The organism is Bacillus sp. 41-22 (assembly GCF_025809295.1).
Lineage (GTDB): Bacteria > Bacillota > Bacilli > Bacillales > Bacillaceae_G > Bacillus_A > Bacillus_A mycoides.
Genome location: NZ_CP084035.1, coordinates 484371 through 506578, shown reverse-complemented (window position 1 = coordinate 506578; position 22208 = coordinate 484371). Strand labels below are relative to the sequence as shown.

The 22208-nt window shown below is 36.0% G+C and carries 24 protein-coding genes; 8 read left to right on the top strand and 16 right to left on the bottom strand.

The genetic code is table 11. The features are described 5' to 3' along the window. Positions 1-6: 6 nt before the first annotated feature. From LCF45_RS02605 to LCF45_RS02590, 4 genes are all read right to left on the bottom strand, one after another. Positions 7-1767, bottom strand: a complete 1761-nt coding sequence (locus LCF45_RS02605; protein WP_002169212.1) for an ABC transporter ATP-binding protein — start codon at positions 1765-1767, stop codon at positions 7-9. A 54-nt stretch (positions 1768-1821) separates the two neighbouring features. Further along, on the bottom strand, positions 1822-2352 hold the full coding sequence (locus LCF45_RS02600) for a nucleoside tri-diphosphate phosphatase (protein ID WP_000506630.1): 531 nt from the start codon (positions 2350-2352) through the stop codon (positions 1822-1824). 319 nt (positions 2353-2671) lie between these two features. Beyond that, positions 2672-2926, bottom strand: a complete 255-nt coding sequence (locus tag LCF45_RS02595; protein WP_002010338.1) for a YgaB family protein — start codon at positions 2924-2926, stop codon at positions 2672-2674. A gap of 188 nt (positions 2927-3114) precedes the next feature. Further along, on the bottom strand, positions 3115-3396 hold the full coding sequence (locus tag LCF45_RS02590) for a gamma-type small acid-soluble spore protein (protein WP_002125062.1): 282 nt from the start codon (positions 3394-3396) through the stop codon (positions 3115-3117). 125 nt (positions 3397-3521) lie between these two features. Between LCF45_RS02590 and LCF45_RS02585 the strand changes: the two genes are divergently transcribed. Then, positions 3522-3698 carry a hypothetical protein gene (locus LCF45_RS02585; RefSeq protein ID WP_002091123.1) on the top strand — a complete coding sequence of 59 codons (177 nt, stop codon included), beginning with the start codon at positions 3522-3524 and terminating at the stop codon, positions 3696-3698. Positions 3699-3938: 240 nt separating this feature from the next. Here the strand turns inward: LCF45_RS02585 and mutY are convergent, their stop codons facing one another. Then, positions 3939-5036, bottom strand: coding sequence for an A/G-specific adenine glycosylase (mutY, locus tag LCF45_RS02580; RefSeq protein WP_002091125.1), 1098 nt, complete (start codon positions 5034-5036; stop codon positions 3939-3941). Between the two features lie 149 nt (positions 5037-5185). Between mutY and LCF45_RS02575 the strand changes: the two genes are divergently transcribed. Next, entirely contained in the window at positions 5186-6166 is a 981-nt protein-coding gene (locus tag LCF45_RS02575; protein ID WP_002125060.1) for a metal-dependent hydrolase, read from the top strand. A gap of 24 nt (positions 6167-6190) precedes the next feature. Here LCF45_RS02575 and LCF45_RS02570 read toward each other — a convergent pair whose 3' ends face one another. Further along, positions 6191-6457, bottom strand: a complete 267-nt coding sequence (locus tag LCF45_RS02570; RefSeq protein WP_002010328.1) for a YfhJ family protein — start codon at positions 6455-6457, stop codon at positions 6191-6193. 122 nt (positions 6458-6579) lie between these two features. Here LCF45_RS02570 and LCF45_RS02565 point away from each other — a divergent pair, with 122 nt between their 5' ends. Then, the gene (locus LCF45_RS02565; RefSeq protein ID WP_002125059.1) at positions 6580-6738 is read left to right on the top strand and encodes a small, acid-soluble spore protein K; all 159 of its coding nucleotides are present in this window, start codon (positions 6580-6582) and stop codon (positions 6736-6738) included. 32 nt (positions 6739-6770) lie between these two features. After that, positions 6771-6923, top strand: coding sequence for a YpzG family protein (locus LCF45_RS02560; RefSeq protein WP_002010325.1), 153 nt, complete (start codon positions 6771-6773; stop codon positions 6921-6923). A gap of 62 nt (positions 6924-6985) precedes the next feature. Here the strand turns inward: LCF45_RS02560 and LCF45_RS02555 are convergent, their stop codons facing one another. Next, positions 6986-7303 carry a YfhH family protein gene (locus tag LCF45_RS02555; protein ID WP_002010323.1) on the bottom strand — a complete coding sequence of 106 codons (318 nt, stop codon included), beginning with the start codon at positions 7301-7303 and terminating at the stop codon, positions 6986-6988. Between the two features lie 9 nt (positions 7304-7312). Further along, positions 7313-8125 carry a recombination regulator RecX gene (gene recX, locus LCF45_RS02550; RefSeq protein ID WP_002125056.1) on the bottom strand — a complete coding sequence of 271 codons (813 nt, stop codon included), beginning with the start codon at positions 8123-8125 and terminating at the stop codon, positions 7313-7315. Positions 8126-8206: 81 nt separating this feature from the next. Between recX and LCF45_RS02545 the strand changes: the two genes are divergently transcribed. The 4 genes from LCF45_RS02545 (at position 8207) to LCF45_RS02530 (ending at position 11418) form a co-directional block, all read left to right on the top strand. Then, a complete protein-coding gene (locus LCF45_RS02545) occupies positions 8207-9112 on the top strand; it encodes a TIGR01777 family oxidoreductase (RefSeq protein ID WP_217700530.1) in 906 nt (301 codons plus the stop codon). Positions 9113-9259: 147 nt separating this feature from the next. Further along, positions 9260-10390: an amidohydrolase gene (locus LCF45_RS02540; RefSeq protein ID WP_002010318.1), complete on the top strand. Its 1131-nt coding sequence runs from the start codon at positions 9260-9262 to the stop codon at positions 10388-10390. 240 nt (positions 10391-10630) lie between these two features. Further along, positions 10631-11188: a GNAT family N-acetyltransferase gene (locus tag LCF45_RS02535; RefSeq protein ID WP_002091129.1), complete on the top strand. Its 558-nt coding sequence runs from the start codon at positions 10631-10633 to the stop codon at positions 11186-11188. A gap of 110 nt (positions 11189-11298) precedes the next feature. Continuing rightward, entirely contained in the window at positions 11299-11418 is a 120-nt protein-coding gene (locus tag LCF45_RS02530; protein WP_000358484.1) for a YfhE family protein, read from the top strand. 525 nt (positions 11419-11943) lie between these two features. Here the strand turns inward: LCF45_RS02530 and LCF45_RS02525 are convergent. From LCF45_RS02525 to LCF45_RS02490, 8 genes are all read right to left on the bottom strand, one after another. Further along, positions 11944-13110 (bottom strand): diglucosyl diacylglycerol synthase, encoded by a 1167-nt coding sequence (locus LCF45_RS02525; RefSeq protein ID WP_078206597.1) that lies wholly within the window; start codon positions 13108-13110, stop codon positions 11944-11946. Positions 13111-13521: 411 nt separating this feature from the next. Then, entirely contained in the window at positions 13522-14253 is a 732-nt protein-coding gene (pflA, locus tag LCF45_RS02520; RefSeq protein ID WP_002010313.1) for a pyruvate formate-lyase-activating protein, read from the bottom strand. Between the two features lie 69 nt (positions 14254-14322). Then, on the bottom strand, positions 14323-16572 hold the full coding sequence (gene pflB / locus LCF45_RS02515; protein WP_002029623.1) for a formate C-acetyltransferase: 2250 nt from the start codon (positions 16570-16572) through the stop codon (positions 14323-14325). Between the two features lie 152 nt (positions 16573-16724). Next, complete coding sequence (locus LCF45_RS02510; protein WP_002125049.1) at positions 16725-16943, bottom strand: hypothetical protein; 219 nt, start codon at positions 16941-16943, stop codon at positions 16725-16727. After that, a complete protein-coding gene (locus tag LCF45_RS02505; RefSeq protein WP_002125047.1) occupies positions 16915-18459 on the bottom strand; it encodes a glycosyltransferase family 2 protein in 1545 nt (514 codons plus the stop codon). The genes LCF45_RS02510 and LCF45_RS02505 overlap by 29 nt, the downstream gene beginning before the upstream one ends. Next, positions 18452-19417 carry an NAD-dependent epimerase/dehydratase family protein gene (locus LCF45_RS02500; protein WP_078203974.1) on the bottom strand — a complete coding sequence of 322 codons (966 nt, stop codon included), beginning with the start codon at positions 19415-19417 and terminating at the stop codon, positions 18452-18454. The genes LCF45_RS02505 and LCF45_RS02500 overlap by 8 nt, the downstream gene beginning before the upstream one ends. Next, positions 19414-20658 (bottom strand): nucleotide sugar dehydrogenase, encoded by a 1245-nt coding sequence (locus LCF45_RS02495; protein ID WP_002186867.1) that lies wholly within the window; start codon positions 20656-20658, stop codon positions 19414-19416. The genes LCF45_RS02500 and LCF45_RS02495 overlap by 4 nt, the downstream gene beginning before the upstream one ends. Continuing rightward, positions 20648-22195: a glycosyltransferase family 2 protein gene (locus LCF45_RS02490; protein ID WP_003187210.1), complete on the bottom strand. Its 1548-nt coding sequence runs from the start codon at positions 22193-22195 to the stop codon at positions 20648-20650. The genes LCF45_RS02495 and LCF45_RS02490 overlap by 11 nt, the downstream gene beginning before the upstream one ends. Between the last annotated feature and the right edge of the window lie 13 nt (positions 22196-22208).

The following is a 22208-nucleotide window of genomic DNA, read 5'->3' as shown; positions in this document are numbered from 1 at the left end:
CTCCTTTTACGCTAAAGGAGCTGTTTCTGTTATATGCTGAAGTTGATATAGATTGTAATAAAACCCCCTCTTTTTCATTAACTCTTCATGAGAACCCTTTTCTTTTATTTCACCATCTTCAACATAAATAATTGTATCAACATGCGTAATCGTCGCTAATCGATGTGCAATAATAATTGTTGTCCGATCTGCAGCTAACGTTTGCAGTGCCTCTTGAATATATCGTTCATTTTCTAAATCTAAAGCGGAAGTTGCTTCATCTAATATAAGTAAAGACGGATTCTTTAGAAAAACCCGTGCGATTGCTACACGCTGTCTTTGTCCACCAGATAATTTCACACCACGTTCCCCAACGACAGTATCATAGCCCTCTGGCAACTCTGTAATAAAATTATGAATTTGTGCAGCTTTGGCAGCTGAAATCACTTCCGCCTCTGTAGCTTTCGGATTGCCATATAAAATATTAGCCCCGATTGTATCGCTAAATAATAAATTATCTTGTAGCACAATTCCAATATGACTACGTAAATTTCTCATATTATACTTTCTTACATCTATCCCGTCTATATAAACTGCACCTTCAGAAACATCGTAAAAACGCGGAATTAAACTAGCAAGAGATGACTTTCCTCCTCCACTTGCCCCTACAAGCGCAACCTTCTCTCCCGGGCGCATAGTTAATGACAGATTATGCAATATTTCTTTTTCATCCGCATTATAACGAAAAGAAACATTATCAAATATAACTTCCCCATCTAGCCTTTTCGCTTGCACCGCATTTGGCACATTAACAATATCGTATTTTTCATCCAACAATTCAAACACTCGATCCATCGAAGCGAAAGACTGTGTTAATGTTGTAGATGAATTAACAAGGCGACGAAGCGGACTATATAAACTATCCATATATCCAACAAAAGCAACCATCGTACCCAGTGTTAACGACCCTTGAATTACCTCATATGCCGCAAAACCAATAACAAGTAACGGCCCTAAATCCGTTAACGTATTCACTACCGAAAACGTTCTCGCCGTCCAACTCGTATGAGTTAGTGCTTTCGTTAAAAATTCATTGTTTCTCTTTTCAAACTGTCCTCTTTCATACTCTTCTAATGCAAAACTACGTGTCACTTGCATCCCTTGAATACGTTCATGTAAATACCCTTGCATAGTTGCTAACGCTTGCGAGCGCTCTTTCGTCAATTTTCGAAGGCGCCCGAAAAAATATTTCACTGCAACTACATAAATAGGTAAGATTAATAAAGCAACAAAGGTTAATTTTATATTCATAGAAAACATAACGATAATGGCAATAACAATTGTTGCAGTATCTAACCAGACATTCATAAGACCAGTAATTACAAAGTCCTTCGTTTGTTCTACATCATGGATTACACGTGAAATAAGCTCCCCTGTTTTTGTGTTCGAATAATAACGTAAGCTCAATTTTTGCAAGTGCCCAAAAATGTATTTTCGTAAATCGTATAGTATTGTATTGGCAATGCGCTGCGCGAAATATTGACGATAATATTCTATCGGCGGTCTTACTACTGCAAAAATAAAAAAAGCAATCCCAATTGCGGTTATTAATTGAGACGTTTTTTCTTGAAGCGATCCCGTGCCTTGAATAACATCATCAATAATATACTTTAATAACCATGGCATAATAAGCGGGATACCGAACTTCACAAGACCAATAATAATTGTAATAGCAATAAGCCATCGATATGGTTTAACAAATTGTAAATATCTTTTTATACCTTGCACATAATCCCCCCTCTAATAGGACAAACCTGCCGGGAAATTCCCTGCAGGTTTGTTTTAATTTCTGTACATTAAATATCTTTCGTACCACATATCTACGAAATCCGGTGCGAATGGACCTTTTCTTTGATGAATCCACTGTGTTAAATGTGCTACATTTCGTTTTAAAATTGTATCAATAACAGGTGGATACTGCATGATTTGACTATGCTTTTCATACTCATCTTCATCCAAAAGTGTATATGTCATATCTGGATACACTTTAATGTCTAAGTCGTAATCAATATACTTTAATGCTTCAGAGTCATATGCAAAAGGAGAACTTAAATTACAATAATAATATACTCCTTCTTCTCTCAGCATTCCAATTACATTAAACCAATAATTAGCATGGAAGTAACAAATCGCAGGTTCGCGAGTAACCCATGTTCGACCATCTGATTCCGTAACTACTGTACGATCATTTGCTCCGATCACAAGGCTCTGCGTCCCTTTTAAAATTGTTGTCTCTTCCCACATTCTATGAATGGAGCCATTATGTTTATAACTATGTATTTGTACCTTTTCTCCTTCTTTGGGAAATCCCATATATGCTCCCTTCTTTCAACCGCAAATGCTTTTCTTAAGTTGTCTTAACTACCCCTTGAACTGCATTCACTTTTTTTCTATTATAACTTTTTTGTCAAAATTTTAAAACTAAAGCGATAGGACACTTGTTTTCATGAGGAATATAATGAAGTTTGTATTATTGAATACCACATCACTAACCCTTTTAACGAAGGAACATTTCCTATGAATTAGCAATACGTATTTTAGAAGATTAAACGAAGGTATAACAAAAAGAAAAGCCCCCTCACCTCTGTTTAAGAAAGGACTTTTCACCTAAAATCAACAACATATCTCACCCTTAATTTGAAATTATTTTTTCGGTTTCAAAAGATTGAATCACATTATTCGTTTGCTGTTCAAATTTTTCATGCAAAAGTTTTAATGCTATTTCTGTTCTATATATTTCTTGACGGATAAAATGCAATTCTTTTTTATCGCACGTATCCCTTCCACTCATTTCAATTTGCTGATACTTCTCTAAATGTGATTGTAACTTTAAAAGCTCATCCATCGTTTCCAACTGCTCTCCTACCAACTTATCAAAATCGTTCATCACTTACCCCCTTTTTGATTCATTCGCCAGTTATAATTCCTATTACATATTTTCTAATCGTGAACTTCTTTCTCCTTTGACTATATTTGTTGACTTATTAGAAGTTATGTCGTTCCCTTTATTTTCATTACAGTGACACGCACACAAAGAAAACACTTCTCTCGAATTGGAGAAGTGTTTTTCTTTCATTACTCGTTTGAACTAGAAGATTGTGATTGTTTTGCAGCTGATTGTGCATTTTGTTTTTTCACTGCATGCACATCTGTTTCAGTTGCAAACTCTGTACCATAACTAGCATTTGCACTTTGAGCAGCAGAAGCTTGTGCTTTCTGTGCCTCTGATTGTGCGTTCGCTTGTTTTACTGCTTGTACATTCGTTTCAGTTGCAAACTCTGTACCATAGCTAGCATTTGTACTTTGAATGCTAGCACCAGAAGTTGCCTTATTATAACCTTGTTGTTTTTTACTCATCTTTCTCACCTCCACAATCAATAATGTAACCAATTCACTTAGAAGTTATCCCTAATTTTCTTTTTAAAAATTCACGTATATATCTCTTATCACTCATTCAAACTACATATGATGGAGGTGGGAATATGTATACTGGACGTGATATGACTGAGCTAACTATGATTTCCAAAAATGAATGGAAAGAGGATGAATTAGCTTATTTTCATCATTCATTTCAGCAAATTATGCCTTATCTAAATGTAGAGGGACAAACGATTTATAAAGAAGTTGTGAAAGAAATCGAGTCACGGGGCGGATTATAAACGCGTGGATTTTCAACCTCAAAATACAAATTTATTTTCAATATAAAAAAACGTGTTCCAAAGTTCTGGAACACGTTTTTATTATTTATCCCGCTATTCGCCGGGCAGTAAGACCCCACATCAAAATGCAGCGAAAGCAAAGAAGTTAGGTTGGGGTCGGGCTGCCCATAAAAGCCCGATTGGTGAGGGCTAATAATCAGTGGGGGATGAAGAACCCCCCCCACTGATTAAAGTTTCACTTTACTGCATTGTAATTTTCTCAACACACTTTTCGTAAATTGTACGATGTGATTTCGAGAAAGGTAACTGTTCAAACGCTTCTTTCGATACAAACTTTAATGTATCCGTTTCGACAATATTACCTGTTACTTTTCCGTAAAATATGAAGATATCCCAAGTACGATGTGTAAAAGTATGTTGTACATTCATCGCGTATTCATCAATAGAAACTGAGAGATCAAAGCTCTCCTTCATATAATCCGTAAGCTGTTGTTTTTGATTACGAATACCTTCACTTAGTTCAATATTCGGGAACTCCCACATATTAGCCAGTAATCCCGTACTTGGGCGTTTATTAATTACGTAACGGCCATCTTCAGTTTGAAGTACTCCCGCAACGAGCGGTACCATTGTAGGTGCTTTCGCTTTACTCTTCACTGGTAGTTCTTTTTGAACACCTTCAGCATACCCTCTGCAATGTTCACGTACAGGACAAAGTAAACAAGATGGATTTTTCGGTATACAAATTAATGCCCCTAATTCCATCAAACCTTGGTTAAAATAAGATGGATTTTCTATAGAAATAATTTCACGCACAATCTCTTCAAAAACTTTTCTCGTTTTCGGTTTTGCAATATCATCCCACACTGATAAAATACGAGATAATACGCGCATAACATTTCCATCAACCGCTGGCTCTGGTATGCCATATGCAATACTTAAAATGGCACCTTTTGTATATGGTCCCACTCCTTTTAATTTTTCAATTTTCTTTACATCGCTCGGTACTGTCCCGCCGTATACTTCTTTTACCTCTTTTACTGCAGCATGTAAATTTCGTGCTCTAGAATAATAACCTAAGCCTTCCCATGCTTTTAATACTTCTTCATCATCGGCAGTTGCTAGCGCTTCAAGCGTAGGAAACTTCCCCATAAAATTTGCGTAATATGGTTTTACAGCCTCTACCCTTGTTTGCTGTAACATAATTTCTGAAACCCAAACACGGTATGGATCTTTATTTTTTCGCCACGGTAAATCACGTTGTTCTTTTTCAAACCAACCAATTAAATCATTTTGAAACTGTTCTATGTTAAACTCATTTAATATTTCAAGTGTCAAACTTGATCCCCCTCATTTTTTTGCATATACGTACTATTATAAAGATTTTAGGAAAAAATTTAAGTAAGATGACATAGGAAATAGAAGGCAAAGGACTTGAGGTATCGAATAAAAAGAGTTACATTAATAAAAAACGGAGGTGGATTTCTATGGACACAGCCACTCACCTTGTTATGGGCGTTACTCTAGGCAGTTTGGCAACATTAGATCCAGCTATAGCACAAAGTGATATTGGGCCACAAGCAGTGATGCTTGCAACAATTGCCGGTTCCAATATTCCTGACATCGATACAGTTTTAAAATTGCGTAATAACGCTAAATATATAAGAAATCATCGCGGGATTACTCATTCCATCCCTGCAGTGATCCTTTGGTCACTCCTTATAAGTGGCATCTCTTTCGCCTTCTTTTCAGACGCTCCCTATCTGCATCTACTACTTTGGTCATTTATTGCCGTCTTTCTTCATGTCTTTGTGGATATTTTCAATGCCTATGGTACACAGGCATTAAGGCCCTTCACAAAAAAATGGGTAGCGCTCGGCATAATTAATACGTTTGATACTGTCATTTTCTTTATCCATATACTTGCTATCGCCTGTATGCTTGTCGGAGCACATAAAGGGTATACTGCTTTAGCAGCGTATATATTAATGTTTGTTTACTATATCGGCCGCATTATGATGCATCGAAATATTAAAAGTGTAGTATACAAACGTTTCAAAAATGTAGAGAAAGTAATTATTTCTCCTTCTTACAAATTTTATCATTATCATTTAGCCGTCGTTACAACTGAACATTACTACGTAGCAAGATGGCACCGCGGTAACATCCTTGTATACGATAAATTTAATCGCGTACCGTTCCCGAATACCGCCATTATGCAAGCCGCTGTGCGAGATGAAAATATATCTGCTTTCTTATCTTTCTCGCCTGTATATCGCTGGGATATTTTCGATTATGATAACTATTATGAAGTTCGATTTATTGATTTGCGGTATCGAAGTAAAGATTATTATCCATTCGTCGCAATCGTTCAGCTCGATCAAAATTTAAATATTATTAGTTCATATACAGGATGGATTTTCAGCGAAGAGAAACTTCGAAAGAAACTGGAATTGCTTCCACATTAAAAAAAGCGACCTACGTCGCTTTTTTTAATGTTTCAAATGATCTTCTTGATTGATTAAATGGCTATACTTCGGATTATTTGTACGCATTTCATGAAGGCGCCCTCCATGATTATTAACCCATGTTCGTACCACTTGTTCAGTCATTTCCTCACCTTGGTAACGACCTGATTTAGCATAAGTTGTTCGGAAGTCTTCCCACAGTAATTCAACCCATGCACGAGCTTGTGCGTAAGAAAGGTTGTCATTTTTATCTAATAATTCTTTCGTTAATGTTTCATAAATATCATTCATGTTCTATTCTCCTTTTACCTATTTATTCCCTTAATTTCTAAAGGATAGTTTCTTCTATTTTGCACATTCTATAAGTGATACTTCTTAAAGAGGTATCAACTGATAATGAGGGGGCGTTCTTAATGGGTAGACAAGCCGAATTTTGGTCTGAGTCAAAAAACAACAGCAAAATCGACAGTCAACCGAAAGCGAAATCACGCTTCGCTTCGAAACGACCTAACGGCACAATTAACACGCACCCACAAGAGCGTATGCGTGCTGCAAATCAGCAGGAAGAGTAGTACAAATTAAATTCCTACACGAGGTGATAAAGATGAGCTACCGTGACCATTTAGATCGTCGTTCTGAATTATTTAACCATACGTGGACTCGTCCAAAACATGCGAAGGCGCAAGTTAACGGACAGACGCAACAAACCCAGTCTCTCATTATACTGGCAAACGAATGTAAAAAACGCCAATTTTAGAATCTCCTATCTCCTTTAACGCCTACCAAAGATGAAAACCAGAGAGATTCGCTCTCTGGTTTTTATTTTTCTTGTAGCAAGGAAATTGGTATTCCAATCTCTTCATTATCATGTTGCTTATATCCCCAAGCAAATACCCCATTGAAATACGTAATTTTAAATACCACACCAGGTTCTTCTACTAATTCATATGTCTCACCAATATGGAATTTATTTATATCTATCATATAAGCACGAGCCATAGCCATTTTTCTCATTAATACATCGAATTCATTTACAATTCCAAGTTGCTCAGCCTTTACTGCTTGCTCCTTCAAAACCCCAATTTCTTCCCTTAGCTCATGTGGTGTCATTTCACTGTAGCGTTTTGGCGTACCCATCTTATTTCCTCATCCCTCTTCACGTTTCATTTGTAAAAATATATCTATCTCATCAATAGAGAACCCTTTTCGATATAACGCTTGCTTCACCTTATTTTCGAATGTCCAACCATCATACTTCTTATATTTCTCATAATATTTATTCCCATGATAGTGTAACGCTTCTTCTTGCTGTTCGTCATCTTTTTCGTCTTTCAATTCTTCCAAGCAAATTTGAATCACATCTCTAGAATATCCTTTACGAACAAGCATTTCATCTAACTTTAGCTTCATTTGTAAAAATGAATGCTTTTGATAAGATTTTTTCTTCTTTTCTATAAGAAACAAAGCATTCTCCATTTGCTTCTCCTTTGGATACTCTTGTAAACTATGTGTAATGATTAAATCCTGAACACCTTTACTTAATAGCCCTCTCCTAATAACAGTTGGACCTTTTTGATTCACATTACTTTGCGTTCGCACGTATGAAATAGCGTACTCTTTATCATTAATATATCGATCATGTAATAATTTCGAAACGACTTCAGAGATGATGGCCTGTCCCACTTCTTTTTTTCGTAAGAAATCTTCTATTTCTTGTTTTGTTCTCATTTGATAGGATAAATAGGAAATCGCTTGTAAATATGCTTTTTGTACCTCTTCATTGTACAAAATATTCCCTAACGCTACTTCATCAATTTCTAAGCCTTTTTGTAACCCATGTTTCATTAAGATTGATTGATTCACACTAAACCCGTACTCTTCGCCTTGACCTTTATCAATATAAATATTAAATCGTTCTTTCGATCGTTTTTGCACTTCTATTTTTGTAATGACAGTCATACTCTCACCTCTCTATTATTTTAACATAGTCAAGGAACGTTTTTTCTTTTCAAGAATATATATAATGAGGAGGAAATGATTGTGAAAATCGCAATTTCTGGTGGCTCTGGCTTTATAGGCAAATCCCTTTCTAGTTTTTTTATTCAAAAGGGATTTACTGTTTACATTCTTACTCGAAAAAAAATTGCTGAAACTTCACACACTAACCTTCAATACGTACAGTGGACACCGGATTTACAGACCTTCCCTCTCTCCTCTATCGATGTAGTTATTAATCTAGCCGGAGAATCTATTAATAGTAGATGGACAAAAAAACAAAAAGAATCAATTTTAAACAGTAGAATTCAAACAACAAAAGGACTCATTAAACAATTACAAACACTTGAAACAAAGCCACACACATTTATTAATGCAAGTGCCATTGGATACTATGGGACATCTGAAACCGAATCTTTTACAGAACAGCAAGAGACTCCAGGAGATGACTTTTTAGCAAACACAGTATATTTGTGGGAGCAAGAAGCATCTAAAGCCCGCTCCATTGGAATAAGAACTGTCTACACAAGATTTGGAGTCGTATTAGGCGCAGATGGAGGAGCTCTTCCAAAAATGCTACTTCCCTATCAATTATATATCGGCGGTACACTTGGATCTGGAAACCAATGGTTATCATGGATTCATATAGACGATGTCGTTCGCATGATTGATTTCATCATTCACAAAAAAGAAATTGACGGAACTTTTAATATTACAGCGCCAACGCCAATACGGATGAAAGAGTTCGGTGAAATTATTGCCACTATAACTAGGCGACCTCATTGGCTACCTGTTCCTTCATTTGTACTTCGCGCTTTACTCGGTGAGATGAGTATACTTGTATTAGAAGGGCAACATGTATTACCCAATAAAGCTATTAAACATGGATATCAATACACATTTCCAACAGTTAACCATGCATTACAAAATATCCTCTTGCATACAATGTAGTACTTTTAAAATACAGTTTTACGGGTAGTCTATCTCCTCCAAGACTTCTTACTTTTTAAACACCGGAGCATTACTACACGAAAAACCTTTCAGTTACTTTGTCTAAACCTATTCTACACATTACAAGGTGACGGAAATGAGGTCTCTATGAAAATATTGCTCAAACAAGCCATTGTATATCCTATTACATCCCAAAAGTTTCAAGGAGATGTACTCGTTATAGGAGAACGCATTGCCGCGGTCAAACCTCATATTGATACTACTCAGGATATGACCGTTATAGATGCACGAGCTCTTCATCTCTTGCCTGGATTTATTGATGTTCATACTCACCTTGGCCTCTACGATGAAGGTACTGGTTGGGCTGGTAATGATGCAAATGAAACATCCGAAGTTTCAACACCACATATCCGTTCTTTAGACGGGATTCATCCTTTTGATATTGCATTTCAAGACGCTGTACAAAATGGTGTTACGACTGTTCACGTGATGCCCGGAAGCCAAAACATTATCGGCGGTACTACTTGCGTAATAAAAACTGCTGGAACTTGTATAGATCATATGATTATTCAGGAACCTGCTGGTTTAAAAATTGCCTTTGGAGAAAACCCTAAAAAGTTCCATAGTAACGGTACAAAAGAATCAATAACACGTATGGGAATTATGGGGTTACTTCGTGAATCATTCTATGACGCACAACACTACGGGCATGAAGCTGATTTTCGAATGCTACCTATTTTAAAAGCACTCCGCCGAGAAATACCGGTACGTATCCACGCTCACCGCGCAGATGATATCACTTCAGCTTTACGCTTTGCGACAGAATTCAATCTTGATTTACGTATTGAACATTGTACAGAAGGACACTTTATTGTTGAAGAGCTTTCGAAACACAATTTAAAAGTTTCAGTTGGACCTACTCTTACGCGACGTTCGAAAATCGAACTTAAAAACAAAACGTGGGATACTTATCATATTTTATCGAAAAATGGAGTAGAAGTTTCTATTACAACCGACCACCCTTATACACCAATTCAATATTTAAATGTTTGCGCTGCCATTGCAGTAAGAGAAGGATTAGATGAGAAAACAGCGTTGGAAGGAATCACTATTTTCCCAGCTCGAAATTTACGTTTGGAGGATAGAATTGGAAGCATTGATGTTGGAAAAGATGCTGACCTCGTGTTATGGACACATCATCCTTTCCATTATTTAGCCAAGCCTGTACTCACTATGATTGACGGAAAAATAATTTACAAAAAAAATAAAAAAAACTAGTTTATTTTTTTGACTAGATACAGTATTATACGATTATAAACTGAATGAAACCATAATCAATTTGTGTCGTGATTATCATTTTCAAATTGATGAATGGGGAAGGCAAATGGTGCGCCACCAGCGTTAGAAACTGGTTCTAGTGGGTTCGATTCCCACCCCGAAATTTTTTAAAGATTGATATAAAAATTTCGAGGGTGGGTGCTTTTTCGTCATGCTACCCTCGTGTGAGGAGGAGTTAGTGTGTTGAAAAAACGCGACTTACACGACAGCCACGTTCTATACGAATTAATGGTGGATCCTGCTGTCTTCCCTTTTGTGCGTCAAAAGGCCTATTCTTATGAAGAATATTTATTTTTAACGAAACAAACAATCGAAGCCGAAGAGCGTGGAGAATTAATCTCACGCACAATTTTAGATGAATGGGGTAACCCCATCGGCACAATTACTTTATTTGATGTGCAAGAAAAAGCTGGATTCCTCGGAACTTGGCTTGGCAAACCATATCATGGTAAAGGATATAATAAATTGGCGAAAGATTCATTTTTTAGCGAACTTTTCTATGAATTAGATATTGAAACGATTTTTATGCGTATTCGTAAAATAAATATTCGGTCTATTAAAGCTGCCGAAAAACTACAATATGTAAATCTAGCAAACGAAACAAGAAAAGCCGTTTATGATGAAATTAACGCGCATGAAGAAGTATATAATTTATATGAAATTCCAAAAGATCAGTATACACTTGCAACAATGCGAGATACAACATTCCAAGAAGCACACCAATTAAAAGAAGCGTAATCTAAAAATTCAGAAATAATAATCAATCATTACTAGTTTGACATATATGTATATCACCCCATGTCTTTGGAAACGATAGATAGTGACTTTAGGACACGAGGTGATTTGTAATGGATAAAAAGAAACGTGATAAAGCAAAAAACACATTATCTAGTACACAAGAAGTTCTCTATCAGCGAGAATTTCGAAAAGCAGATCGTGCAGCGGGCTATCGCTCAAAAAGTATTTAAAGTGAAACTGAATAATTAGAAGGTTTCCCCCCTAATTATTCAGTTTCATTACATAAGATTTTCCAATGAATTAGCAAAAAAGGTTCCTTATTTATAAGGAACCTTTTTTGTGGACAACCTTATCCACAAAAACCGTAGAATTGTGCATAAATTACAAAAGTATTTTACGAATTCATTTATTTAAATGAATTCTAAACGTGAGAATTGTGGATAATTTTCTAAAAATTGTGGATTATGTGGATATAGCTGTTAATATTCCGATTTTACTGTCTAATGAAAGCGTAATCCTTTGTGGATAAAGTGAAACTTTAATCAGTGGGAGTTTTGTTTATCCACACTGATTATTAGCCCTCACCAATCGGGCTTTTGCGGGCAGTTAATCCCCACCTAACTTCTTTGCTTTCGCTGAATTTTGAGGTAGGGGTCTTACTGCCCACAAATAGCGGGATAAGTTAATAATTCACGTTTATTTTTTTTACAACAATAAAAAAAACCCTCTTTAAATGCTTAAAAGAGGGTTTCATATTAAGTAAAAGATTCGGCAAGAACTGGTGATTTAATAGGTATATGATTCGGCTCTGCATGATTTTCTGCCAAAATTGTATCCACAATATGACCAGCTGGCTCAGGACGATAAATACTTTTCATGGCTTCTTTCATCTGAAGAAGCTTCATATCATCTTGTAATAACGCCTCTGTTTTTGCAAAAACTTCACTATCATCACGAATTACAACTGCAGCCCCTTTTTTTTCAAAATACAACGCATTTTCATTCTCTTGTCCTGGGACAGGTTTATATAAAATGACAGGTACTTGTAATGCAGCTGCTTCGCTTAATGTAATACCACCTGGCTTCGTAATCATACAAGAAGTAACACGGAACAATTCATCAATGTTTTCAACATAACCAAATACTTTTAAAGCATCAGAACCTTGTTCCTGTAGTTCCATTAAATCCTGCTTTAAAGCTTCGTTTTTCCCACAAACGACAACTACTTGTAAGTTTGGTACTGACATAAATGACTGGCATAGCTCTTTTACACTCCCTAGCACACCATGAGCACCTGCTACAATTAGTAACATCTTTTTATCCTTACATAACTGATATTTATTATATATAATTGCTGGATTTATCTTTAGCTCAAAACTGCTACGAATCGGAATCCCTGTTTCAACAATTTGTTCTGCAGGTACACCGATATCAACCATCACTTTTTTCACATGATCGGTTGCTACAAAATAACGATCTACTTCTCGATGGATCCATATTTTATGCACGCAAAAATCCGTTAATACGTTATAAACAGGAATAGAAATACCTATTTGCTTTTTCAATTCTGGTACAGCGATGATTGGAAAGGTATTAATAACAATATCCGGTTTCTCCACCTGTAATAGCGTCTTCAAACGCTTTCTCCCAAAATTCGCATACCAAGATGCTATTTTTTTATCATAAATTTTCTCTACACCATAATAAAACAAACGATATAATTCTTTTCCTACCGTATAGCTTTTTAAATATAAATATTTTGTAATATCGGTTATAACTGGATGTGATTCTCCAAACAAGTCGCATACAATTACATCTTCGATTCCTTTTTTGCGAAATGTTTGTTCTAATGTTTTTGCCACTTGCACATGACCGTTACCGTAATGTGCAGTTAATATTAAAACCTTGGGGTTTTTTATCAAACAAATCCACTCCTAGCTTTTTGTTTCTCCATATTGCATATACGACAATAGGAAAAACATTTTCCTTAAAAACTACATACTCGGATTCTAATACTTTCCTGTTAGCTATGTATCTGTCGTGGATATGCAAAGCATATAAGATTGACCCCTTAATCCTATCTGTGCTCATATCTTTACATTATACTTTCCTATAAGAGCTTTCGCAATAACTTACAAATGTTCTATATTCCATAATACTCACTCTTTTACTTCTTAATTCTTTTTACTATTTTGATTTCCCTTTACAATTATGTAAATTTCTCCGCTTATTCTTTACAAAAATATGGATATTCCCTTTTCAGTATACTCTTTTCTAAATATATACTCTAGATTTTATTATGAAGAAACAAAAAGCCTAACCAAATGTTTAGGTTAGACTGCTTGTAAAATATGTTTTGCATGTTCAACATTTTCTTCTGTCGGTGGATTCACATCCGCAAGTGGATACTTATGTCCAAGTGCCTCCCATTTATAAACACCGAGCTTATGATATGGCAGCACTTCCACTTTCTTAACATTAGATAGACTTTGAATAAAGTTTGATAATTTTTGCAAATCCTCTTCACCATCGGTAACACCGGGAACCAATACATGTCTTACCCAAATTGGTTTCTTTCTATCCGATAAATAACGAGCAAATTGTAAAATGTGTTCATTTGGTTTCCCTGTTAATTTACGATGTTTCTTTGAATCAATATGCTTCAAATCCAATAAAACTAAATCTGTATACTCCATTAAAATATCTAGCTTATTTTGGAATTCTGGTTCTTCAGAATAACAACCGCCAGAAGAATCGATTGTTGTATGGATACCAGCTTCTTTGCACTTTTTAAACAACTGGGTTAAGAAGTCTAGCTGTAATAGTGGCTCTCCACCGCTAACTGTTATACCGCCTCCAGAAGCTTCAATAAATGGAAGGTAACATGTCACATCCTGCATCACTTCTTCAACTGTTATTTCTTTACCTTTACCGATTTCCCATGTATCAGCATTATGACAATATTGACAACGTAATAAACACCCTTGTGTAAATATGACATAACGAATCCCTGGGCCATCAACAGTACCACAAGACTCTACAGAATGTATTCTTCCTTTTACCATGTTACTTCCTCCTTTATTGAAACAGCCTCCCTCCGCTATATATTAAAAGCGGAGGGACACTTTTTTCACTTACATGCTTTCATGCATTGTACGGTTTATTACATCAATTTGTTGTTCACGAGTTAATTTAATAAAGTTAACAGCGTAACCAGATACACGAATTGTTAATTGTGGATATTTTTCAGGATGCTCCATTGCATCCATTAATGTTTCACGGTTAAATACGTTAATATTTAAGTGGTGTCCTTCTTTTATTGCATATCCATCAAGCATAGATACTAAGTTGCGTACTTGTACATCATCTTCTTTACCAAGTGCTTTTGGAATAATAGAGAATGTATTTGAAATACCATCTTGTGCATCTTCATATGGTAATTTAGCTACAGATAATAATGATGCTAATGCACCTTTTGTATCACGGCCATGCATTGGGTTTGCGCCCGGTGCAAATGGTTCTCCAGTACGACGTCCATCTGGAGTGTTACCAGTTTTCTTACCGTATACAACGTTAGATGTGATTGTTAAGATTGACATTGTATGAACAGAATTACGGTATGTTTTATGTTTGCGAATCTTGTTCATAAATGTTTTCACAAGATTTACTGCGATTTCATCTACACGATCATCATTGTTACCGTATTTAGGGAAATCTCCCTCAATTTCGAAATCAACTGCAATACCATTTTCATCACGAATTGGTTTTACTTGTGCATATTTAATTGCACTTAAAGAGTCTGCTACTACAGATAATCCAGCGATACCTGTTGCCATTGTACGAAGAACATTTGTATCGTGAAGTGCCATTTCAATACGTTCATAGCTATATTTATCGTGCATATAGTGAATTACATTTAATGTATTTAAGTATAGACCAGCTAACCATTCCATTGTCATATCGAATTTACGCATAACTTCTTCATAATCTAATACTTCAGAAGTAATTGGTGCGTATTCAGGACCAACTTGTGCTTTTGACTTTTCATCTTTACCACCGTTAACCGCATATAGTAATGCTTTCGCTAAGTTTGCACGTGCTCCGAAGAACTGCATTTGTTTACCAATTCTCATTGCTGATACACAACAAGCAATACCGTAGTCATCACCGTAGTCAGCACGCATAATGTCATCATTTTCGTATTGAATTGCTGATGTTTTAATAGACATTTTTGCACAGTAGTTTTTAAAGTTCTCTGGTAATTGTTTAGACCAAAGAACTGTTAAGTTTGGTTCTGGTGCTGGTCCTAAATTATCTAATGTATGCAAGAAACGGAATGAGTTTTTTGTTACTAACGGACGACCGTCTAACGCCATACCACCGATAGATTCAGTTACCCAAGTTGGATCTCCAGAGAATAGTTCATTATAATCAGGTGTTCTTGCAAATTTCACAAGACGTAATTTCATAATGAAATGGTCAACAATTTCTTGTGCTTTTTCTTCTGTTAAAGTACCATTTGCTAAATCTCTTTCAATGTAAACATCTAAGAATGTAGAGGTACGTCCAAGGCTCATTGCTGCCCCGTTTTGCTCTTTAATTGCTGCAAGATAAGCAAAGTATAACCATTGGAAGGCCTCTTGTGCATTTGTAGCTGGCTTAGAAATATCGAATCCATGAGAAGCAGCCATCTGTTTTAACTCTTGAAGTGCACGCATTTGCTCAGATAATTCTTCACGTAAACGCATTGTATCTTCGCTCATTACACCGCCAGTTAAATTATAATCAGCTTTTTTCGCTTCAATTAAATGATCTATACCATATAGCGCTACGCGGCGATAGTCACCGATAATACGTCCACGTCCATACGCATCTGGAAGACCAGTAATAACACCTGATTTACGAGCCGCTTTCATTTCTGGTGTGTATGCATCAAATACACCTTGATTATGAGTTTTACGCCAGTCTCTGAAAATCTTGCTAAGTTCTTTATCCATTTCATATCCATACGCTTCACAAGCTTGTTCTGCCATACGAATACCACCATATGGTTGTAAAGAACGTTTAAATGGTTTATCAGTTTGGAAACCGACCACTTTTTCAATATCTTTATTTAAATATCCTGGTTCATGTGATGTAATAGAAGAAACAATTTTTGTATCCATATCAAGAACGCCACCGTTTTCACGTTCCTTTGTTGTTAAATCCATTACTTGATCCCAAAGTTGTTTCGTTGCTTCAGTTGCTTCCGCTAAGAAAGAGTCTTCTCCCTCGTAAACGTTTACATTATTTAAAATGAAATCGCGAACATCAATCTCTGCTTTCCATTTTTCACCTTTAAAGTTTTCCCACGCGCTTTTTACATTTTCTAATACTTGAGTCATCCTAATCTCCTCCATTTTTGATTAGTACAGGACTACGTTTTTTTATATAACAGCTTACACACTTAGAATACTACTTTTTTTCGGAAGTGGACGAAATAGTTGTGACATGTTTGTGAAATGTTGAGCAAACTACTACGTACATAGTGTTAACCTCATATAAAACTCTTTAGAATTAACCCTTTCTTTAATTGTATTTTTTTGGTATTCTTATATACGAGTCCTATTTTGTAATATAAGAACGATACCCATTGTAGAGCTGTAATACTCTTATCTCCTAATCTGTTATAGTTTTTATAACAGAGCAAAAAAGTGTACATACGTTGTACACTTTTTTTGTTACCACTATAAAACATCTCTTTTTCTATTTCCATCGTAAAATCCACCACGACTGTTTGTTAATGCAATTAATTGCTCTAATCCTTCTATATGATCACCAATAATTCGAAGGACAGCTGGAGGATGACCTATTTTTGCGAAATGTTCACTGGGACGAATACGGTTCATCTTATCAACATCGACACGACTTACACAAGCGATTTCAAAACCTGAAAGTACAGCTTTCACTTGTGCTACACAAGGTGACAATAATGATTTATACCCTATTTCCTTCAAACAAGTACGACTAAACGCATTAGGTACAGCAATAAGAGAGCCTACTCCTAAATCTTTTCTATCACAAGCTAAATTTACTGCATATTTAAATGCTGTTACAAGATGAAGTGGTACTCTCAAATCTAAATAATGATTTAAATCATTTAATGCGACATCCGTTCCATCTGCAATAGCTTTTGCAAAGGGATATAGCTCACTAGCTGGAATAACAAAGTCACCGTCTATAAATAAAACAATTTCTCCTTTTGCAAAATAAGTTCCAAGCGAACGCCCCACATCGTTTCCAAGTGCTTCTTTATACACAATTGTTGTTGCTCCCTTGTCTTTTGCAATTGTTGCCGTTTTATCGGACGAACCATTTACAACAACGATGATTTCAAAAGGTTCAATTTTGCGAAGCTCTTCTATAACGTTTCCAATTGTTTTCTCTTCATTTTGCACAGGAATAATTACCGATAATTGCTCTCCTTTATACAAATTAGATGTAACGCCCCATCCTTGATAAAAATCTTCAAAATTTAGAGTATGATAGACACTCTCTCTTTTCCTATTTCCATCATAATATCCTCCGCGCCCATCGCTGCCTAATATCCGCTCTGCTACAGCTTCTATATGATCACCTATCATTCGTTTTTCAGATTGAGAAAGATCCGTGCCATATGCAGCATGCTCGAATGGACGAAATTTATTTGGCGTAATAACGTCAATTGCACAATGACGACTAATTCTCCATTTACTTTGTGCTAGGCGTAGATGAGCCACAATAGGATTAACAAAACATTCGTCTCCAATACTTTGCACAACTTCCTTCGTCAGCGCATGAGGTACAGATAATAAAGAATCAATTTTTAATTCTTCACGCTCTAACATTGCATTTAATATTTGGCGCCATACTGTCACGGAGTGCGGTTTTTGTTTCTTTAAAAATAATGCGTCCAAATTATTTAAAACGATGTCCGCCTGATCATGTAAAATCGGATTAAGGAATAATTGTAATTTTGAAGTTTGAATAGCAAAATCTCCATCTACAAACAGTAATACATCACCTATCGCATGTTTTGCACCAACTGCGCGTCCAACGTCGTTACCAAGTGACTCTTTATGCTGGATTACTGTACATCCTAAGCTCTCAGCAATCGCTTCTGTACCATCATTACAACCATTTGCTACTACAATAATCTCTACTGGATTCAATGGTTTTACCGATTGAACCACATCTGAAATCGTATCCACTTCATTACATACGGGAATAATAACTGATAACGACTTAGCCATTGTTTTCTTCACGAAACCATTTAATAGTTTCTTTCAATCCTTGTTCCCACGTTACTTTCGCTTGAAACTGAACAAGTTCTCTTAATTTCGTTACGTCTGGTCTTCTATTTGGAATCTCTTCAAATCCATGTGGATATACTTTCTCAAATGGAACGTGCACAATTTTGGAAATAGACTTCGTTAATTTTTTTATATCTTCCGCTACTACCCTTATATTTTTTTCATTCTCAGAACCTATATTAATAATTTCACCATTTACCTTCTCATCCATTGCACGAATTGTTGCCTCGACCGCATCACTTACATACGTAAAGCAGCGTGTCTGCTTTCCATCTCCATACACGAGAATATCGTCACCTTGCAAAGCCGCACGAATAAATCGTGGAATTACTCCTGCGTACGGACCATCTTTCGCTCTTGGACCATAAATATTAAAATAACGAACAATCGTTACAGGTAAACCTTCTAATGCGTACCCTAAACATAATGTTTCCTCTAACGTTTTACAAATTGCATAACTCCAACGTATTTTGGAAGTTGCACCGTATAAACGATCTCCTTCTTCAGAGAATGGCGGCTCTCCCTTTCCATATACTTCAGAAGTAGATGCAAATACTACTTTCTTCTTCCCTTTTAACGCTGCTTGTAAAATATTTCTCGTTCCATCGAAATTTGTTTCAATAAGCTCTACACTTTTTTCCATTGTAGTTTTGACTCCCAAAATTGCAGCTAAATGAAACACCACATCATGTTGATTCACTAATTCATAAATTGAATTTTTATCTAAAACGCTTATTGAAATAACCCGGAGCTCTTTCATTAACTCATTATGATATTTATTTTTTCCTTTATAGAAGTTATCCACAATAGTAACTTCATAACCTCTTTTCACCAACTCTTCAGCTAAATGCGAACCAATAAATCCTGCTCCACCTGTAATTAAACATTTTTCACTCATACACTCACCTTCTTTACGATTCCACGTGTATCTATTAATCGCTCAATCCCTTTAAAAAGATTCCAATCGATGCTAGAGTGATCCGTTACAATTAAAATACAATTTGCTTGTTTAATTCTTTGTTCATCTAATGGAACAGATTGATATAGTGTATCTCCAATTTTCGCTGTAGAAATATACGGATCATGATATTCTATCTTGTATCCTTCTTTTATTAATAATTGAATAATTGGCAACGCCGGTGATTCTCTCAAATCATTTACATCTTTCTTATATGCAATCCCTACTATTAAAACCGTTGCGGGTGATTGCACCACACCTTTTACTTTCCCGATTATTTTCGCTGGCATTTCTTCATTAATTACATGTGCTGCCTCAATTAATTGACTAATTGCTCCAGCCTTTCTTATTCTCCATTGAAAATATAAAGGATCTACCGGAATACAGTGTCCTCCTATTCCTGGTCCTGGCCAATACGGAGTAAATCCAAACGGTTTTGTAGATGCCGCTTCAAGCACCTCATAAAAATTAATATTCAAACTTTCACAAAGTATATTTAACTCATTTACTAATGAAATATTAACTAAGCGCTGAATATTTTCAAATAGCTTACACATCTCGGCCACTTTCGGAGAGCTAACTGGAACGACTACATCAAATATAGTGCTATACAAATCCTGTACTTTTTGTTTACACTGCTCGGTTTGTCCACTAATAACTTTTGGAATTGTTTCAACTGAATACTGGCTATTCGCTGGATCAATTCGCTCTGGAGAATACCCAATATAATAATCTTCTCCTACCTTTTTACCTGTTTGAGAAATAATCGGAATGATAACTTCCTCCAGTGTACCTGGATATGTGGAGCTTTCAAAAATGAAGGTTTGTCCTTCTTGAAGGTGTTGTTGTATATAATGGGAGGCTGAAACGAGTGCACTTAAATCGGGTTCTTTATTCTCATTAATTGGCGTTGGCACAGTCACAATAACATACTCACTATTTTGGAACTCCGCAACACCTTTATCTGGTGTATTTACTATTAATTTTCTCTCGTTCAATAAATTTTGTAATACGTTAGAAGAAACATCAGGAATATAACTTTCTCCTTTAATTATTGATTCTATCTTCCTAGTATCTTTATCTAATCCAAGTACAGCATGTCCTCTTTCTGCAAAAAGGACCGCTAAAGGAAGGCCAACATATCCTAATCCAATAATGGTGACTTTACTACTAGCACTCATCTATATTCTCTTCTTCCCTTCTCAATTGTAGTATTATATCTCTATCCCTTTCTCCGTCTGTAAAACTCCCGCGCCCATTCGTATGTTGTAATAAATAAGCAATCGCCTCAAGCTGATCACCGAAAATACGATCGAATGCAGGAATTCTTCCATTTACAAACCCATGTTGCTCTGGACGTACTCGATTTGTTTTTATAACATCTACAAATTCCACTGCTGTAATAGAGCATTCTTCTAAAATAGCTTTCATTTGAGCTAATGGTGGAATGATAAGGGAATCATATCCAATTTTCTCTATTACCTTTTTATGCATAGCATGTGGCACTGCCGTTAATGAATTGTTCCATAAATCTGGTCGTTTCGCTACCAAATTCACGAAATATTTCCCCATACTAATTGGATCTGCCGGGTGAAACATATCTAACAAACATTGCAAATCATTTAACGCCACATCATTTCCGTCTTCAATAGCATGCAAAAATGGAATTAGCTTTTTTGCCGGAATAGCAAAATCACCATCAACAAATAAACAAATATCTGCCGTAGCATGCATAGCCCCTATCGCTCGTGCTACATTATGTCCAAGTGCCTTCGCGAATTCAACTACAATAACATTCTCTAGCTTTGCTTGTTTAATTGTCTCGGCATCTGCTCCATTCGCAACAACTATAATTTCATCTACACCTGCCTTTTTCACTTCCTGTATGACAGATCTTATAGTCATTTTTTCTTCTGATACGGGTATAATAGCACTGTATTTCGCTTTTTCCTTTTGTAATAAAACTGGTTTATACTTCCCTATAAACTCTCTATCCCTGTTTCCCTCCGAAAAACCGCCACGTTTACCATATGTTTCGATTGCGTATTGCAAAGCACACAAATGATCACCCATAATACGACTAGTCGCCTTCGGATAAGGAGAACCAGGTGATGTACCCGTATGCACAGGACGAACCTTATTCGTGTGAATTACATCGACCGAAGCCATATCGGCAATATCTACTCCTCTAGACATCGCCATCGCTTGAAATAGTGCTGGATCTGCTAAATTCCACCACCCAAGATTCTCAATAACATCCCGATTCATCGCATGTGGAATTGCGATTAAAGAACCAACAACAAGCTCTTTTTTATTCAAATAACGATTCAACATGAATTTTCCAACTGTCGTATAGTGTGGTCTCATCTTTAAATAAACAGACCATGTTAAATTATTCACAACAATTTGGTGCCCTTGCTGAACTCCTTTCACGAAACGTTGTAGCTCTTTACTCTCAATAACGATGTCACCATCTAAAAACAATACAATTTCACCTTTTGCTTCTCTAGCTCCAATTGCCCTTCCTACATCATTACCAAGAGAATGTTTATAATAAATTACATGGCAACTATGCTGTAATGCGACTTCATTCGTTCCATCTGTCGATCCATTATCTACTACAATAATTTCATACGGCTTCAGCTTCTCCACTTCTACTAAAACTTGTGATAAAGTACTTGCTTCATTATGCGCTGGAATAACAACTGATATTCTCATACTTGTATCACTC